The organism is Nocardia sp. NPDC059236 (assembly GCF_042754085.1).
Lineage (GTDB): Bacteria > Actinomycetota > Actinomycetes > Mycobacteriales > Mycobacteriaceae > Nocardia.
Window position 1 is genome coordinate 909,670 of record NZ_JBHZAF010000001.1, and the last position, 16,522, is coordinate 926,191.

Sequence of the window (16,522 nt, forward strand, 5' to 3'; positions counted from 1 at the left end):
CCCGGCACCCAATCCTGGTGCCGGGCGCGAGTTTTCGATGCGTCCGAGGTCAGATGCCGCCGGTGGCCAGCAGGCCGCCATCCACCCGCACGGTCGTGCCGGTGATCCACGACGACTCGTTCGAAGCCAGGAATCCGATCAGCGCCGCCACATCCTCCGGCGACCCCAGGCGCTTCATCGGATAGATGCCCGCCGCGGCCTCCTCGTCGGCCGAGTACAGCGCGTCCGCGAACTTGGTCTTGATCACGCCCGGCGCCACCGCGTTCACCCGGATCTTCGGACCCAGCTGCCACGACAGCTCCTCGGTGAGCCGGATGAGCGCGGCCTTGGACGCCCCGTACGCGGCGATCACGCCGGTGGACCGCAGCCCCGCGACGCTGGCCACATTCACCACCGCGCCCCCGTGCTCACCCATCCACGCCCGGTACGCCTCCTGCACATACCCCAGCGCCGCAACGACATTCACATCGAAGATCTTGCGCACGGCATCCAGATCGGCATCCATCAGCGCCCCGTACACCGGATTGATCCCGGTGTTGTTGATCAGCACATCCAGCGACCCGAACTGCGTCACCGCGGTGGCGACCTGCTCGGCCCGCGCCGCCGCATCGCCCGAATTACCGGCGACCGCGACCACCTTCCCCGGATACCCCAGCCCGCGCAGCCGCTCGGCCGCCTCCTCCAGCGGCTCCGGCTTCCGAGCCGAAATCACCACATTGGCGCCTCGCCGCAGCAGCTCCGCAGCCACCGCGAACCCGATACCCCGGCTGGCCCCGGTGACCAGCGCGCTCTTACCCGACAAGTCATCACTCATGTGACGGCACGTTACTCGGCAACCGGCGCGCCTTCTTGACCTGCAGGGCCGGGTTGTCGTGGGGGTGAAGGATCCGATCCGCTTCGGCGTGGCGGTAGATGCAACGGATCGCGGAGATCATGTTCGTTGCCGCGCCGCGTCCGCCCCGGAAATTGCGCCGAACGACGGCGTTCGACCGATGATGCCGGACCAGCTGATCGATCTCGGTAGCCGCCGGCGAGGTAAGGGGCCGGTCGGGCCAGGCCCTCTCGATGACGTTCCAGTACGAGCCGTAGGTACTGACTGTCGTTTCCGACAGAGCCTCACGCAGATGCCGGAACTACGCAGAAAATGTCGGCCTCGTGCAGTGATTTCAGTGTCTGGGCGACAGCATGTGCATCTTTGGTCGGCGATTCGTCGGCGACGCGGCGCGCCAACTCGTCCCGTTGCCCGGCGTGGTGGCCTTTTCGAGGGCATCGATTGTGGGGGTTGAGTTGGCGACGGCCCAACCTGGCCTTCGGCTAGGAGACTGCTGAATAAGCGGGTTTTGGGGCGGGAAGAGCGCCGACAAGGCCGTCTGTGCGGCGTGTGAAGTCAGACCCCGTGGGGTCGACAGAGTGGTCGTTCTTCCCGCCAGTGACAGTATGGCGGTCGGCGGGCGGGTGTGGCGAGTGTCAGGTGATTGCCCAGGTGCCGGTGACGTGGGTGAGGCCCGCACCGCGTCAAAGATCCGGTGTGGCCGATCCGACCGCGAGGGCAACTCGATCGCGCACGACACCGATTTCGAGGGGCAGCCGGGTCGGCAGCCGTTGACCTATGACGAGGTCCAGGCGTTGTTCGATGCCGATGACGGGCGCGTAGAGGTAGCACGGCGGCGTGGCCGCAAAGGTGCATTGCCCGCGTTGCGGGACGCCGCGCTGCTGAAGACCGTCTACGCCTATGGATTACGGCGTCGAGAAGCTGGCGGCCTGGACCTATCCGATCGTCGTCATGCACGACGATGCCGCACTACGGTCAGTACGGTGCATGGTTCGTGCGATGGGGAAAGCCGTCGAAGGGCAGTCCGCCCAGGCGGCGGACGGTACTGACTGTCCCGGAGATGGATTGGGTGGTCGAGGTGCTCGACCATTGGGTGAGTGAGGTGTGCCCGCTGTTCAATCCCGGCCGGTTGCAGGCACTCTGGGTTCACGAACGCGCGGGTCGGATATCTCCGGGTGTCGCATAGTGCATCTGAAATTGTGATGGTTTGCAGCAGATCCAGCTATTGGACTTATGGCGCTGTCGGTCGCAGAGTGGAATCAGACGGGCGAGAACAAGGCCAGTCCTTCGCCCGGTCGACATTCTGATCGATTCGAAAAGTCAACCAATGGAAAGGAATAGGGTCGCGATGCCATCTGGCTCGTGTGCCCTGACTGCGCTATGACTGTATTTCGCGATCTGCGGCACTACATCGATAACCTCACTGAGAACTTGGGTGAGGATGAAGTGCGTGTCATCGACGGTGCCGATTGGGACTTGGAGATCGGTGCGATCACCGAGCTGCTCGCCGAAAAGGAGGGGCCAGCACTGCTTTTCGACAATATTCCCGGCTATCCAGCGGGCTATCGGGTCTTCACGAACTTCATGGGCACCGCGGAGCGTTGCGCGGTGGCGCTCGGGCTGCCTGCGGATACCTCGAAGATGGATATCATCCGGGCCTGGAAGGACCTGAGCAAGCGGATCGAACCGATACCGCCTGTGGTCGTATCGACGGGTTCGGTGCTGGAAAACATCATGGAGGGTGACGATATCGATTTGACCGCCTTCCCTACGCCGCGCTGGCACGCCGAGGACGGCGGTCGCTATATCGGCACGGCCTGCATGGTCATCACACGCGACCCCGACACCGGATGGGTCAACGTCGGCACCTACCGGGGGTGTGTGCAGGGTAAGGATCGCTTGTCGCTGTGGATGCTCGGCAATCGCCATGCGCGCGCCATCGCGAAGAAGTATTGGGATCGTGGCATCGCGTGCCCGATCGCGGTGGTCGTCGGTTCGGATCCGATTCTGTCCACGGTCGCCGCAATCGCCGCGCCCGCAGGTGTTTCCGAGTACGACGTGGCCGGCGGTCTCCGCGGTGAAGCGGTGGAGGTGCTGTACGCCCCGGGTAGCGACCTACCGATTCCGGCGCATGCCGAGATCGTCATCCAAGGCGAGATGCCGCCGGTAACAGAGGAATCGGTCCTCGAAGGTCCCTTCGGTGAATGGACGGGCTACTTCACCCACGCGGGGCAGGAGACGGTGGTCCGGGTCAATCGGATCATGCATCGAGACTCGCCGATCATTCTCGGTGCGCCGCCGATGATTCCGACCGTTCCGGCCGGCGACCAGGCGGTCCCGCTGTACTCCGCGTCGGTCACCTGGGACCACCTGGAGGCCTCTGGAGTGCAGAACATTCGAGGCGTGTGGGCCTACGCGCGCCAGCTCATGATGGTGATCTCGATCGAGCAGACCGGCGCGGGAGACGCGATGCACGCGCTCATGGCTGCCGCCGGCCGCAAGCGCACCGGCGGCATGGAGCGGTACTTCGTCGTGGTCGACGAGGACATCGACATCACCGATATCAACCATGTCTTGTGGGCCATGTTCACTCGGGTCGACCCGTCGGAGTCGATTCACGTGGTGCGGGCTCCGACCACCGCGATCGATCCACGACTGTCGCCCGCCAAGCGTGAGGCCGGGGATATGTCCATGGGGATCGTGCTGATCGATGCCTGTAAACCGTTCGCGTGGAAGGACTCCTACCCGAAGTCGAACCGTTTCGATGAGCCGTATCGGGCCGAGATCCGCGAGCGGTGGAAGGCGACGCTGCCGCTGTAATTCCGGATCCGCTGACACGCCCGAGAAATGATGGAAAGGCCCGATCTGATGCCACTGCCCGACGAGATCATCGCGTTGCTACGCGGATTCCCTGATCCAGACGCCCATGAACAGGCCTTTCCATTCCTCACCGTGGATCCGAACGGGTTTCCCCACAGCGCACTGTTGTCGCGGTCGGAACTCGAGCCGGCCGCTGACGGCGAACGCTTGCTCGCGGTGATCGCGAGTAACCGGAGTCGGGCGAATCTGCGGCGCTCGGGTTGCGCCGGATTCATCGCAGTGCATGGTTCGGTCTGTCACCACGTCAAGCTCGAGCTGACGGCATCGTTGGACGACGGCGATTTCGCCGGCTGCGTCTTCGCGCTCGTCGAGCACAAACGTGACGATATCGGTATTCCGATGAAGCCGTTGACATTCCGGACCTCCGCTGAGCTCGCGGCCCGGGAGGATTGGCGGCGCAGTGCGGCGCTGCTCGCTAGATTGCACATGGTGGGGGCCGACGGGGAGGTGCGGCGATGACCGAATCCGTGACCCGCATCATTGTGGGAATCACCGGTGCCAGCGGTGCACCGTTCGCGGTACGCCTATTGGAGACATTGCGTGAAATGCCGCAGGTCGAAACCCATCTCGTGATGAGCGCCTGGGCGAAGTCCAATATCGAGATGGAAACGCCCTACTCCGTGCGCGAGGTCGCGGCATTGGGCGACGTCACCTACAACCTGGGCGAGCAGGGTGCGGCTATCTCGTCGGGGTCCTTCCGGACTGCCGGGATGATCGTCGTGCCGTGCAGTATGCGGACCCTCGCGGGTATCCGGCACGGCCACGCGGACAACCTCATCTGCCGCGCCGCCGACGTGGTGCTCAAGGAGCATCGCCGGCTGGTCGTCGTGCCACGGGAAATGCCGCTCAACGAGATTCATCTGGAGAACATGCTGGCGCTGAGCCGGATGGGCGCGCGGATCGTGCCGCCGATGCCGGCGTTCTACAACCAGCCCGAGACGATCGACGACATTGTCGACCACATCGTCACCCGGATTCTCGACCAGTTCGATCTCGATGCTCCGCAGGCCCGCCGGTGGCGAGGTTTGGATGTGGCCCGACATGAACGCGCAAGGGCACGCGCTGTTGCGGATTCATCCGAAAGCTGAGGGCTGACGTGGTTCTCTGCGTTGCGATGCCAGTGCCGCCGTGTGTTCGATGAAGACCCGGGCGGCGGGACTGGCGGCGGCGCCGGCGCGCCAGATGATCCCCAGCCGGCCCCGTGGAAGCTCTGGAATGGGCACTCCGACAACTCGATCATTGTGCCGGAGTGCTGATTCCGGAACCAAGGCCATGCCGAGGCCCTTTTCCACCATCATGACGAGAACATCGGTGTCACCGGCCTCGAACGCGATATGGGTGCGAATGCCGGCGCGGGACAGGGCTCGGTCGAGCTGCCAGCGCAGGCCCGAGCCCTCCGGTAGTGCGATGAGTGGCCGTTCGCTGAGAACGCTGAGCGGTAGTTCCCCCTGCCGTGCCAGCGGATCGGACGGTAAGAGTGCGGCGACAACGTGCTCGGTGTGGAGTTCGCGAGTGTGGATGCCCGCCACCGCTTCGTCGGTGAGGCTGGTGAACGCGACGTCGATGACACCTTCGTTCAACCGTCGGAGCAGTGTGGCCGCCGTGTCTTCGATGAGTGAGATGCCGACGCCCGGATGTTTGCGGTGGAACGAGGCGAGGGTCTCGGGTAGGTCGACGCTGCGTGGCGAGATCGAGGTAATGCTGCCGATCGCCACATGTCCGTTCAGTAGCCCGGTGAGGGCGTCTACGGCGGCGCGACCGGTCGCGAGGGCGTTGATCGCCGCGTGTGCGTGGGGGAGCAGCGCCGCCCCGGCGGCCGTGAGCTGTGCTGCTCGCGGCCGCCGATCGAAAAGCGGTTGTCCCAGTTCACGTTCCAGCGCCTTGATATGGGCACTGACCCCGGATTGGGCGACATGCACCTGTTCCGCCGCGCGGGTGAAGGTGCCCGCTTCCGCGACGGCAATGAAGTACTGCAGCTGGCGCAGGTCCATTGTCTATGTCTATCGGAGAGGCGTTGCTGGGCGGCGGCCGGTGTCGACTGGTGCCATGTCCGGAAAGGTTGGTTCTATAAGCGGAACCCTCGGCGCTACACTGCGGAGCTGAGCGCGACGGAACAGCCCGAACACAGCTCCCTGATCAACCTGACCCACTGCCATCTTGGTGCTGCTGGTCACGGTCCGAGGAACAGTTGTTCGCACGGCAGGCGCGGCAGCAGCCCATAGTCGTCGATCGTGTCGCGTATGAATTCGATTGTGAACCAATGCTTTTTCCTCCAATCGTGGATCAAGTAGCGCACTGCCGCCGCGGTGGCCGTGTAGTCGAAGGCCATGCCGGCCAGCCAGATTCGCACGTGGACATCACCTTTGGGCGGGAACCATCCTTCGGTAGTCATGGCCGGTCATCCCCAGGCATTACCGTGTCAACCTTTCCGGATGAGGCACTAGGTGGTCAGTTCGTCGCCCAGCGGGACCAGACCTCGGCTCTGCAATCCGCCGTCGGAGTGGATGACGCACCCGGTCACCGACTTCGTGCGTTCCTTCGACGCGAGGTACACGTAGGCCCAGACATGGTCGGCGGGTTCGGAGGCCACCTGCAGCGGGTTGGTCTGGCGAATCAAGTTGGGCAGGTCGGGCATGTCGACCAGTCGAACGTCGCCGGAATCCATCGCCTCCACGCCACGTAGCTGCGTGACGGTCCCGCCCGGTGCGACCGCGTTGACCCGGATGTGCGGGGCCAGCTCGAAGGACAGCTGGGACAGCAGGCCGCGGACGGCGAATTTGGAACCGGTGTACAACGGTCCGCCTCCACCGGGGAGGAAGCCGGCGTTCGAAATCGTCAGCACCACATTGCCCTGCGTCTTGGACAGCTCGGGCAGGGCTGCCTTCACGGCCAGGAGCGATCCCTTGACGTTGATGTCGAACATCTCGGTGAAGGCAGCGTCGATTCGATCGTCGGGCAGGCTCTCCAGGGACACGAAGTAGTCGAAAATCCCCGCGACCGTCACCAGCACGTCGATCCGGCCGAACCGTTCGACGGTGTCGGCGACCGCGCGCTGGTGGTCGGCAAGGTTGCGCACGTCACCCTGGGTCGCCGATACCGCGGTGCCCGGTAGGGCGCGCAGCTCAGCGATCGCCTCGTCGGAGCGATCGAGCACCCCGACCTGTGCGCCCTCGTCGACGAAACACTCCACCACTGCCCGGCCGATTCCGGTGCCGCCGCCGGTGACCAGCACGACCTTTCCGGCCAACCAACCTTCACTCATATCCAACTCTTTCCACTGGGGGTGCCTCGCCTCCGCGAGGCCGAACGGGCGGTTGTCACAGCGTCGCCGGGCCGATAGAGCCCTCGAGCATGCGGGTGAATACGTCGGCGGGCTGCCATGTCAGGGCCTCCAGCACGACCGGGTCGAGACGAATACTGGTGCCCCGTCGCAGTGAGGTGATCTCGAGCCGCTCGCCATTGCCGGTCGCGACCACCCGCATGAAGACCTCGGCGAACTCGTTGCTGAGCCGTAGCGGACTCACAGGAATATCCCGAGGTTGGCGGTGACCAGTGTGGTGTGTGCCAAATGAACCGTCCGCGCCGCGACTTTCCAGCCGTCGGCGGTGTCGTGCAGTATGTCGAACCGTTCGCCGACGATCAGATCGGATCCGGTGCCGTCACCCTGCCCCCGAAAACACATGAAATTGCTTCGCACATCATATTTTCCGGCGGTGTCGAGTGCATCGACTCGGACGTTCGTCACCAGCCGCTGGGTTCGTGACGGCGGATCTTCGGCGTAGGCGTGTTCGGTGTAGAGCCGAGAGACACGCATTTTCATCGATGCGTACGTCTCTTTCATGTGGAATCCGATGGGGGAGAGCTCCAGATGCCGCGCTTCCGGGCCGCGAGTGATGCGAATGGGCATCAGATACACGAGCTCCTCGGACAGGCATTCCAGCCAGCAGTTGAACTCGCGGTGGTCCAGGTACTCGGCCTCGCGATAGAGGAAGCTCGCGCACTCGGCGGCGATGTCTCGAGGGGTGTTCGTCGGTGAAGTCGTCGAAACCGTCACTGGTCGGTCTCCTGTCCTTCGCCGTGGTTCGCGTTGGAGACCTCACGCAGCCAGCGTCGGTAGAAGGCCCGCTGCGGGGCTTCTCCGAGCGCGGAGGTGGTCGCTCGGCCGGGGAACTGCCATTGCGTGTCCTCCTCGTAGTCGCTCATTCCGTCGATACCGAGCTGAAAGTTGAGGCGCATGCCGCTCTTCCGCGCGAAAACCGATTTGCCGGCGACCGGTGCACCGGCCCACGCGACCGGGTCATCCTGCTCGAGGATTCCGGCCGGGCCGTGCATACTGAGCCCGGCGACGTAGGCGTCTTCGTTGAATCCGTCCGGTGCGCTGTTCCAGCCCAGCGTCCAATTCCAGTTCTCCAGCGTGTCCGGTCCGGCGGGTTGCAGCAGGCGCAGGTAGGTGAACACCGTTGGCGGGGCGTCCGGGTGTGGGGACGCGGGGACGCGAATCAATCCCAGGTTGGGGAAGATGAGAAAGGTTGTCGCCGAGTGGTTCTCGACGAACAGGCGCTGGTCCGGGGCGAGGCGGTCGGTCTGGAATGTCTCGGCGACTTCCGGCGGAAAGCCGGAACGATGCCACGGAGGTGGGAGGAATCCGTCGTTGATGATCATCCCGTGGCCTTCGTCGAAGTACACGTGCCTCGACACCCCTTGTGGCCCCGCGCCGCCCGATTCGATGTTGGGGAACATGCCGACCTCCTCCGCCGAACGGTGCAGGGAGGGAACGTGATACGCGTCGGCCATGACATTGTCGGCGGCGGATTTCCAGTTCGCGGGCACACGCCAGCGGTGGGGTTCGCCGATTGCCCGCATTCCCTGGTCATTGAGACCGAGCAAGACGTCCAGGTACCAGCGCATGTCGCCGAGATACTCGTCGAGCGTCGGCGCGTCCGGATCGAGCGTGGCGAATACCAGGCCGTGTACCGAGTCCACATGGGGCGCGGACGCCAAGCCCCACACCGCGGCGTCCAACTTCTTGTATGCCTTCTTTCGATACGGCGCGCCGCTCCATTCGCCGTTGTTCTTGAAGACCCAGGAGTGATACGGGCAGCGGAAGTGCGAGCTATTGCCCCTTTCCACCCGGCACACCGGACTACCGCGGTGCGTACATTTGTTGAACAGAACCCGGATCTCGCCGTCTTCGTCACGTACGACGATGAACTGATCCTCGCCGATGTAGCGCAGCACGTAGTCGCCGGGCGTCGGAATCTCGGACTCATGGGCGACGAAACACCAACAGCGCGCGAAGATTCGGTCGAGCTCATAAGAATAGAGCTCCGGATCGTTGAAGATCCGAGGTGAAATAATTCCTTGTTCCAACTCGCGATCCACCGTACGGAAGAATTCTGCGGCAGAATTGGATGTCTGGATTCCGCCCCCGGATTCGGGCTTGATCTTCTGATCGAACACGTGATATCTCCTCGTGAAGCACCCTCGGACTTCCGAGCAAAGTACGGCCCTGGAGACCGGACGCCAATGGAGCCGGTCCGGATGTCGGAACATCGGCGGTGGCGGCGCCGGGATCGGGTGAATCAGCGGATCGGGCACGTGTGTCGCAGTATGCTGGCGCTATGCTGCTCAATGGATCGGTCGGCTGCCCGAGATCGGCCGATTCGAGGATTTCGGCCTCATGTTCCGCGCGTAGCTCTCGGGAGATAGGCCTTGTCGATGGTCAGCCACGATCCGCTGCGAACGCAACGTGAAATTGGCGCGAGCATTCCAGCCGGTCTGAGAGAGGCCGGATTCGAGGACGTCACCGAGATCGGGCGCGGCGGTTTCGGAATCGTGTACCGCTGTGCGCAGTCAGCGCTGGAGCGGACGGTTGCCGTGAAGGTGCTGACCTCCGACCTCGACCGCGAGAACCTCGAACGGTTCCTCAGAGAACAGCGTGCCATGGGCAAACTCTCGGGTCATCCGAATATTGTCGGCATTCTGTTCACCGGCGTGATAATGGCCGACCGCCCGTATATAGTCATGCCGTTCCACCCGCGCGGATCGCTGCAGCGTCGGATCGAACAGGATGGTCCGCTCCGGTGGCAAGACGGCCTGCGGATCGGCGTGCGGCTGGCAGGCGCGCTCGAGACGGCGCACCAGTCGGGTGTGCTGCATCGGGATGTCAAGCCGGGAAACGTATTACTGAACGAGTACGGCGAACCGGAACTCAGCGACTTCGGAATAGCCCATGTCCCAGGTGGGTTCGTCACCACATCCGGAATCATCACGGGGTCGCCGGCCTTCACCGCACCAGAAGTATTGAAAGGCCACTTGCCGACCGTGGCATCGGACATCTACAGTCTCGGTTCGACATTGTTCTGTTTGATCACCGGTCACGCCGCCTTCGAACGCCGCACCGGAGAGAAGGTGATGTCGCAATTTCTGCGCATCACCTCAGAACCTGTTCCGGATTTGCGTGAACGACACATTCCGGATGATGTGTGCGCCGCGATCGAGCGAGCGATGTCCGAGGATCCGGCGGATCGCTTTGCCACCGCCGCCGCATTCGGCGGCGACCTCTGCGAAATCCAACGACGCCACCGTTTGCCCGTCGACAATATGGCCCTGCCCGACGGCCAGGCCGCCGCCTCGCTGGATATCGTCCACAGCTCCGACAGCCCATCGAACGACCGAGGTGATGTGATGGCCGATGCACCGACGCCCCCGGGCGGTTCCGGCCTTCCCGTGGACATGACCAGCCTGGTGGGACGAAAAGCCGAGTCGGCGGAAGTCCGCCGGGTGCTGGCCAATTCGCGGCTGGTCACGCTGACCGGTATCGGTGGCGTCGGCAAGACCCGGCTCGCCGTGCACGTGGCTCGAAAAGTGCAGCGCGGCTTCGCCGATGGTGTGGTCCTGGTCGAGTTGGCAGATTTGGCGGATCCCGCCCTGGTGGGGTTGACGGTCGCGCAGGCGGTGGGCGCTCCGACGCATCAGCCGGATGTGGTCGCGACCTTGATCGACTATCTGCGTAGGCGTGAGCTGCTCTTGGTGTTGGACAATTGCGAGCATCTGCTGGACGAGAGTGCGGTCCTGGTCCGAAATCTCTTGTCCGCGTGCGCGGGTCTGCGGATCCTCGTCACCAGCCGGGAGCCATTACGTGTTGCGGGTGAGCATGTGTTCGAGGTGGACCCGCTGGCGGTGCACCGGACGGCCGCGCAGCTGGCGTATCCGGCATCCGTCGCGGATTCGCGACCCGATGCCGTGGCACTATTCGTCGAGCGTGCGTTGGCGGCGGCGCCGGTCTTCCGGATCACCGCCGACAATGCCCAGACGATCGAGGAGCTGTGCCGGCGACTCGATGGATTGCCACTGGCGATCGAGCTCGCCGCCGGGCGCATGCGGGCGCTGTCGCCACGTGAGCTGCTCGATCGGCTCGACGACCGCCACAGATTGCTCAGCGTCGGTGACCGCTCCGCGGCCCCGCGTCATCAATCGTTGTGGGCGACCCTCGACTGGAGCTACGAACTGTGTTCGGATCGAGAACGACTTCTGTGGGAACGGCTTTCGGTCTTCACCGGTGCCGTGCATCTACAGGCAGCCGAATGCATCTGCAGTAGTGAGGATTTGCCGCGAGACGCGGTCGTCGATTGCATCTCGGCACTGGTGGACAAGTCCATCCTCGCCCAGCATTCGACGGGCGGCACGCCGACCTATCGGATGCTCGAAACGGTGCGTGACTACGGTCTGCGGAGGCTGCACGGGCGTCCTGCCGAAGCCGAGATCAACGGGCGCTATCGAACCTATTACCAGCGACTGTCGCGCGAGTTCGAAGAGAATTGGTTCGGTCCCGGCCAAGAGCAGATGGTCGAACGAATGCGTGGCGAACACGCGAACCTGCGGGCCGTCCTCGATTCCCTGTTGTCGGATCCGGCGGGTGGGCGGGCTGCCCTCGGCATGGCTGCCGCGCTGTTCTGGTATTGGCTCGGCTGCGGCCAGCAGCGCGAGGGCCGGCATTGGCTCGATCGGGCCCTGGCGTCCGACAGCGCCGCGAGTTCCGAGCGTGCGGCGGCCCTGTGGTCCAACGGCTATCTCGCGGTCGCCGAGGGCAAACCGGTGGTGGCGCTCGAACTGCTGCGCACCAGCCAGGCTCTGGCGAAGGAGCTGGGCGACACGGTGAACCTCGCGCATGCAACACATTTCCGCGGCGTGGCCGAACATAATCTCGGAAATACGATGCAGGGGATGGCCCTTATCGAAGAGGGGTCTGCGATGGAGGCGGCGGGTGGTCCCGGTCTGCTGCACATCCTGGCACTGGAACAGCTCGGCTGGGCCTACTGCCGCAAACACGAACCCGACCGGGCACTCGAGGTTCTCGAACAGTGCCGCCAGGCCTGCACGGCCCACGGCGAGCGCTGGCTGCTGTCCTGGATCCTGACCTTCCTCGGTTTGGCGCAGTGGATGCGTGGCGAGTTCGCCGAGGCCGGTGCACTGCTACGAGAAGCGTTGGCGGGCAAACGGCCGTTCCACGACGCCCTCGGAATCGCGGTCGCGCTGGAAATACTGTCCTGGGTGGCAGCGGCCGAGGGCGACCCCGGACGATCGGCGCGCCTGATGGGTGCGGTTCGCCAGGTTTGGGAACCGCTCGGCGATTATCCAGGGGGCTTCGAACTGCGGACCTGGAGTGATCAGACCGGGCGAGAGGTGAGAGCTCTGTTGGGGGACAACGCCTTCGAGAACGCGTTCAGCGAGGGCAGTCGGCTCGGCACCGAGCGCGCGACCGGGTATGCGCTGGGCGAGGCAGCGCCGGTCGAGGAGCAGTCCTCGCCCGACGACGCCCCCATCGCCGCTCTCACACCACGTGAGGCGCAGGTCGCGCGCATGTTGGCCGAGGGAATGACCAACAAGCAAATCGCCCAGGCCTTGATCATTGCCCCGCGCACGGTGGAGACGCATGTGGAGCACATCTTCACGAAATTGGGTGTGAACAATCGAACCCAGGTCGCCTCCCTGCTAGCGGCCCAGTAATGCTGACCTGCGATGAGCCGTGTTGGGTCGACCCGGATCCAGCGTGGAGTTCACAATATCGTCGCGCGATTGGCCAGTACGCCGGTAGCGGCCCGGGCGTCGCTGACGACGGTGTCGTCGATATCGACGATGAGCAGCCCGGGGGCCGCGCCCAGTCGACCCTCGATGCGGCCGAGTGGATCGATCACGACCGAGCGGCCGATACCTGTCGGTGCATTCGGATCGACCTGCGTGCCAGTGGTTCCAGGGTCTGCCTGATCGCATCCGAGTACCCAACAGCCGGTGTCCAGTGCCCGCGCGCTTACCAGGATGTCCCATTGCTCGGCCTTTCCGTCGCCCGCGCCCCAGGAGGTGGGGAGTAGAACCGCACTCGCCCCCTGCTCGGCGAGGCGTTGGAACAGCGTGGGAAAGCGCACGTCGTAGCAGGTAGCGATACCCAGCCCGAAGCCGTCGACGGTGACCGTGACGCAGTCCGTGCCAGCGGCGACGGTGTCGGATTCGCGATAGCCGAAAGCGTCGTAGAGGTGAATCTTGTTGTAGCCGAGGTGCTTTCCGAGACCGGTCAGTAGAACTGTGTTGTGAATCCGGTCACCCGCAGGGGTGAACATGCCCGCGACGATGAGGACATCGTGGGCGTCGGCCAAGTCGGCGACCGCAGTGGGCCACGGACCGTCGAGCGGTTGGGCCAGCTCGGCCAGCGGGGCGCCGAAGTGGGCCATGGTGGCCTCCGGGAACACGACCACCCGGGCACCGGCATCGGCCGCGCGCCGTACCCACTGTCGCATCAGTGCAAGATTTTCGGCGGGATCAGCGGTGGAGACTACTTGGCACAGCCCGATGCGCAATCTGGTGTGGGTCACGACTGCGCACCCTGTCCTGCCCGGGGGATCCATCCGGGTCGGCTCAGCAGGTAGCGCACCATGCGCGGGGGGATCGTCAATGTGGTTTCGATGTCGGTGGGGTGCGCCGGCAGCTCGGTTCGAATCTGATGGTGTGCACCGGCTTTCACCTTGTCGACCCATTCGGGATCGATGAGTGCCGCGCGGCCGATCGCGACCAGATCCGCACCCGCACGCAGTGCGTCGCGGGCATCGTCCAGCGATCGGATGCCACCGCTCGCAACGATCGCGCTGCGTCCGGCTACCGCCGCGGCGATCGCCTCGATCGGATTGCGTGATTCCACTCGCGCCCGCGTCCTCGTCCAGTCCCGATCCTCCGGCTGCGGTGAGTTCGTCCGGAAGTTGTCCATCGAAATATGCACGTAGTCGACTCCGGCGGCGGCCAACCGGTCGGCGAGGCGTGCGGAGTCGTCGAGGGTGTAGCCGCCGGGCTCGGATTCGAACGGCGTGATTCGGAATCCGACGGTGACCGTTGGGCCGACCGCGCTGCGCACGGCATCGGCCACCGCGAGTGGGAAGCGCATTCGCTCGTCGAGTCCGCCGCCCCAGTCGTCGAGCCGGCGGTTGGCGCGCGGCGAGAAGAACTGGTGGATCAGATAATGATTCGCGCCGTGGATTTCGATCCCGTCGAACCCTGCCTGCACCCCGAGGGCGGCCGACTGCGCGAAGGCCGTGAGCAATTGATCGATTTCCGGAGCGGTCAGCTCACGGGGCGTGCGGGCGTTGGGACGGGCCGACGGAATGGGTGAGGGGCCGCGAATGCCGCTGGGCCCCACCAGCTCCGGGAGGGCGATCCGGCCCCCGTCGTAGATTTGCAGGATACCCAGGCCGCCATCACCGCGAACGGCGTCGGCGACGGAGGCCAGGCTGCCGAGGTGAATGGCGTCGGTTGCGCCGATCCCACGCCAGGACCGGCCGTCGGCATGCACGTACGCGCACGAGGTGATGGCCGCGCCGAACTCGGCGGCGCCGCGGCGGGCGAGGTAGTCGATTTCGGCTTCGGTGACCAACCCGTCCGGCTCGGACGCGTCGGTTGTCATGGGTGCGAGTACAAACCGATTTCTCAGTGTCGCACCGGAGTTGAGGCGCAGTGGCGCCCAGGGATCGGCGGTTTCGTGCACAGCGGCTCCTGCGGAGAGGGTGATGTCGGGGGGATCAGTCGACCGGCGGCGGCGTCTGGCGCACCGTGTAGGACAGCGAGATCGATTGCCCGGTACGGGGATCGCCGAGCTCGACGCTCCATCCGGTGCTGAATTGGTCGACGTCGGCGCGCATCGGAATGGTTCCGGACACGAGTACGGTGCCGGGCTTCAAGAGCCGGCGTGCACGTAGTTCCTCGGCCCAGTACATCGGTGTCAGCAATTCCGCGAGCGTGCCCTGCTGGATCAGCTGAGGACCCGCGTCGGTGATCACACTGCCGGTGAGTGTGAGCTCGTCGATGTAGCCGGCCACGTCGTCGAGGCGCCATGCCTTGCGGGCCAGCACATCCGGTGCGGCCTGCTTGCTCCAAGCCACGCCGTGTTGTTCGAGGCGGCGATCGGTGTGGTCGCATGCCGCGGTCAGCAGCAGGTCACCCGGGTCGTCCCCGGCCACCACGAGCGCCCACTCGGCCTCGCCGGAGGTGCGTTCGTGTTGCACCGGCACCTCGTCGACCTGCATCGCCAGGTAGGGGGCGATCGGATAGATGCACGGGATCCTGGTGGGTGCGGGCACGCCCAGCTCGGCCAGTTCAGCGACGTGCGCGGCGACATCGGCCTGGCTGCGGCCTGCATACCCGGCGTTGAGCAGCGTGCCGACCGTCACCGTGTACTGCTCGCCATCGGGGAGGTCGAAGGTGAGGCGGGTCATCGGTTGTCCTTGCTGTGAGGGTGGCGTTATGCCACAGGTGTTTTCGAGGATTCGTGTCAACGAGACAGATGCCGTTGCCAACTCGCCTGCTGGGCGCGCTTGGCGATTCCCGCAGCGGCAGTGCGGATCGCGGTCGCCGCGGTGGCCGGTTGGAAGCGTTGTACCGAACCGGATATGGAGACCGCGGCGACCACGGTGCCGGACCAGCTCCGGACCGGCGCCGCGATACAGCTCAGGCCAGGCCTGGTCTCCTGCCGGTCGTAGGCGATGCCGGTTCGCCGGATCGCGGCGAGCTCGCGGGCGAGTTGAGCCGGCGAGGAGATGCTCGACGAGGTTGCCGGACGGAGATTTCTCGCGACCCGGTCGACCACCGCGGTTTCGCTGAATGCGAGCAGCGCCTTGCCGACCGCGGTGTTGGCCGCCGGGAGCCGGGCGCCGACCAGAGCCGGAGAATTGACGCAGTTGTGTCCGTGGATCTTATCGACGTAGAGCACATCGTCGCCGACCAGAACACAGAGATTGACTGTCTCGTGGGTCATTTCGTAGAGGTCGAGCAGGTACGGCAGCGCGACGCGGCGCAGATCCTGAGTATCTGGCTGCGCGGAGAGCGCGGCCAGCTCGGTCAATCGGCCGCCCGGCGAGTACTCCGTGCCACGCTTGGTGATCATCTCCCATTCGACCAGGACCGACAGCAGGCGATGTGCGGTGGATTTCGGCAGGTTCGCGCGCCGAGCGATCTCGGTGACGCCCATGGTGAGGTGATGCGGTGTGAAGCTGCTCAGGAGCGCGAGCGCCTTCGCGACGGAGGTGGACGAGTCGCGGTCGGGGCGGTCCCAACCGGCGATCTCGGGAGTATGGACGCCACTACGCGAGGGGCTCGATAGCCGGGCGTATGGGACGGTGTGGGAGATGGTCACGGTTGCCTCTCGGTCGCCAGGTCCGACCGCTGAGTCGGCGACCTGGTGCTGTCAAGAAGGTGCGACGGATGGGTCGCGTTTGGGTCGGCGGGCTGGTGGAAGCCGTATCCGACCTGCTCCTCGACGGTATGGCAGCC

15 protein-coding genes and 1 pseudogene are annotated in these 16,522 nt (G+C 64.9%); 5 read left to right on the forward strand and 11 right to left on the reverse strand.

Annotation, left to right across the window (positions count from 1 at the left end):
* Positions 1 to 49 precede the first annotated feature (49 nt).
* Positions 50 to 814: an SDR family oxidoreductase gene (locus tag ACFXIV_RS04900; RefSeq protein ID WP_379401951.1), complete on the reverse strand. Its 765-nt coding sequence runs from the start codon at positions 812 to 814 to the stop codon at positions 50 to 52.
* Between the two features lie 731 nt (positions 815 to 1,545).
* Between ACFXIV_RS04900 and ACFXIV_RS04905 the strand changes: the two are divergent.
* From ACFXIV_RS04905 to ACFXIV_RS04920, 4 genes and pseudogenes are all read left to right on the forward strand, one after another.
* Positions 1,546 to 2,006 (forward strand): annotated as a pseudogene (locus ACFXIV_RS04905) (site-specific integrase); the annotation flags it as partial.
* Positions 2,007 to 2,230: 224 nt separating this feature from the next.
* Complete coding sequence (locus ACFXIV_RS04910) at positions 2,231 to 3,652, forward strand: UbiD family decarboxylase (protein ID WP_379401985.1); 1,422 nt, start codon at positions 2,231 to 2,233, stop codon at positions 3,650 to 3,652.
* A 27-nt stretch (positions 3,653 to 3,679) separates the two neighbouring features.
* Entirely contained in the window at positions 3,680 to 4,171 is a 492-nt protein-coding gene (locus ACFXIV_RS04915) for a hypothetical protein (RefSeq protein WP_379401952.1), read from the forward strand.
* Positions 4,168 to 4,800, forward strand: coding sequence for a non-oxidative hydroxyarylic acid decarboxylases subunit B (locus ACFXIV_RS04920; protein ID WP_379401953.1), 633 nt, complete (start codon positions 4,168 to 4,170; stop codon positions 4,798 to 4,800). The genes ACFXIV_RS04915 and ACFXIV_RS04920 overlap by 4 nt, the downstream gene beginning before the upstream one ends.
* On the opposite strand, the gene ACFXIV_RS04925 is transcribed toward ACFXIV_RS04920, so the two are convergent.
* From ACFXIV_RS04925 to ACFXIV_RS04950, 6 genes are all read right to left on the reverse strand, one after another.
* Entirely contained in the window at positions 4,786 to 5,703 is a 918-nt protein-coding gene (locus ACFXIV_RS04925) for a LysR family transcriptional regulator (RefSeq protein ID WP_379401954.1), read from the reverse strand. The two genes, ACFXIV_RS04920 and ACFXIV_RS04925, sit on opposite strands and share 15 nt — an antisense overlap.
* A 179-nt stretch (positions 5,704 to 5,882) precedes the next feature.
* The gene (locus tag ACFXIV_RS04930; RefSeq protein ID WP_379421211.1) at positions 5,883 to 6,104 is read right to left on the reverse strand and encodes a hypothetical protein; all 222 of its coding nucleotides are present in this window, start codon (positions 6,102 to 6,104) and stop codon (positions 5,883 to 5,885) included.
* Between the two features lie 48 nt (positions 6,105 to 6,152).
* Positions 6,153 to 6,974, reverse strand: a complete 822-nt coding sequence (gene hcaB, locus ACFXIV_RS04935) for a 3-(cis-5,6-dihydroxycyclohexa-1,3-dien-1-yl)propanoate dehydrogenase (RefSeq protein ID WP_379401956.1) — start codon at positions 6,972 to 6,974, stop codon at positions 6,153 to 6,155.
* Between the two features lie 55 nt (positions 6,975 to 7,029).
* A complete protein-coding gene (locus tag ACFXIV_RS04940) occupies positions 7,030 to 7,236 on the reverse strand; it encodes a dihydrodiol dehydrogenase (RefSeq protein ID WP_379401957.1) in 207 nt (68 codons plus the stop codon).
* Entirely contained in the window at positions 7,233 to 7,766 is a 534-nt protein-coding gene (locus ACFXIV_RS04945) for an aromatic-ring-hydroxylating dioxygenase subunit beta (RefSeq protein WP_379401958.1), read from the reverse strand. Before ACFXIV_RS04945 ends, ACFXIV_RS04940 begins: the two co-directional genes overlap by 4 nt.
* A complete protein-coding gene (locus ACFXIV_RS04950; RefSeq protein WP_379401959.1) occupies positions 7,763 to 9,172 on the reverse strand; it encodes a Rieske 2Fe-2S domain-containing protein in 1,410 nt (469 codons plus the stop codon). The genes ACFXIV_RS04945 and ACFXIV_RS04950 overlap by 4 nt, the downstream gene beginning before the upstream one ends.
* A 258-nt stretch (positions 9,173 to 9,430) precedes the next feature.
* Between ACFXIV_RS04950 and ACFXIV_RS04955 the strand changes: the two genes are divergently transcribed.
* On the forward strand, positions 9,431 to 12,721 hold the full coding sequence (locus ACFXIV_RS04955; RefSeq protein WP_379401960.1) for a protein kinase: 3,291 nt from the start codon (positions 9,431 to 9,433) through the stop codon (positions 12,719 to 12,721).
* 50 nt (positions 12,722 to 12,771) lie between these two features.
* Here ACFXIV_RS04955 and ACFXIV_RS04960 read toward each other — a convergent pair whose 3' ends face one another.
* The 4 genes from ACFXIV_RS04960 to ACFXIV_RS04975 are packed head-to-tail and all read right to left on the reverse strand — an operon-like array spanning position 12,772 to position 16,385.
* Entirely contained in the window at positions 12,772 to 13,614 is an 843-nt protein-coding gene (locus tag ACFXIV_RS04960) for a carbon-nitrogen hydrolase family protein (RefSeq protein WP_379401961.1), read from the reverse strand.
* Positions 13,578 to 14,741 (reverse strand): HisA/HisF-related TIM barrel protein, encoded by a 1,164-nt coding sequence (locus tag ACFXIV_RS04965; RefSeq protein WP_379401962.1) that lies wholly within the window; start codon positions 14,739 to 14,741, stop codon positions 13,578 to 13,580. Before ACFXIV_RS04965 ends, ACFXIV_RS04960 begins: the two co-directional genes overlap by 37 nt.
* A 34-nt stretch (positions 14,742 to 14,775) precedes the next feature.
* Positions 14,776 to 15,468: a DUF2848 domain-containing protein gene (locus ACFXIV_RS04970; protein ID WP_379401963.1), complete on the reverse strand. Its 693-nt coding sequence runs from the start codon at positions 15,466 to 15,468 to the stop codon at positions 14,776 to 14,778.
* A 56-nt stretch (positions 15,469 to 15,524) separates the two neighbouring features.
* Positions 15,525 to 16,385 (reverse strand): IclR family transcriptional regulator, encoded by an 861-nt coding sequence (locus ACFXIV_RS04975; RefSeq protein WP_379401964.1) that lies wholly within the window; start codon positions 16,383 to 16,385, stop codon positions 15,525 to 15,527.
* Positions 16,386 to 16,522 lie beyond the last annotated feature (137 nt).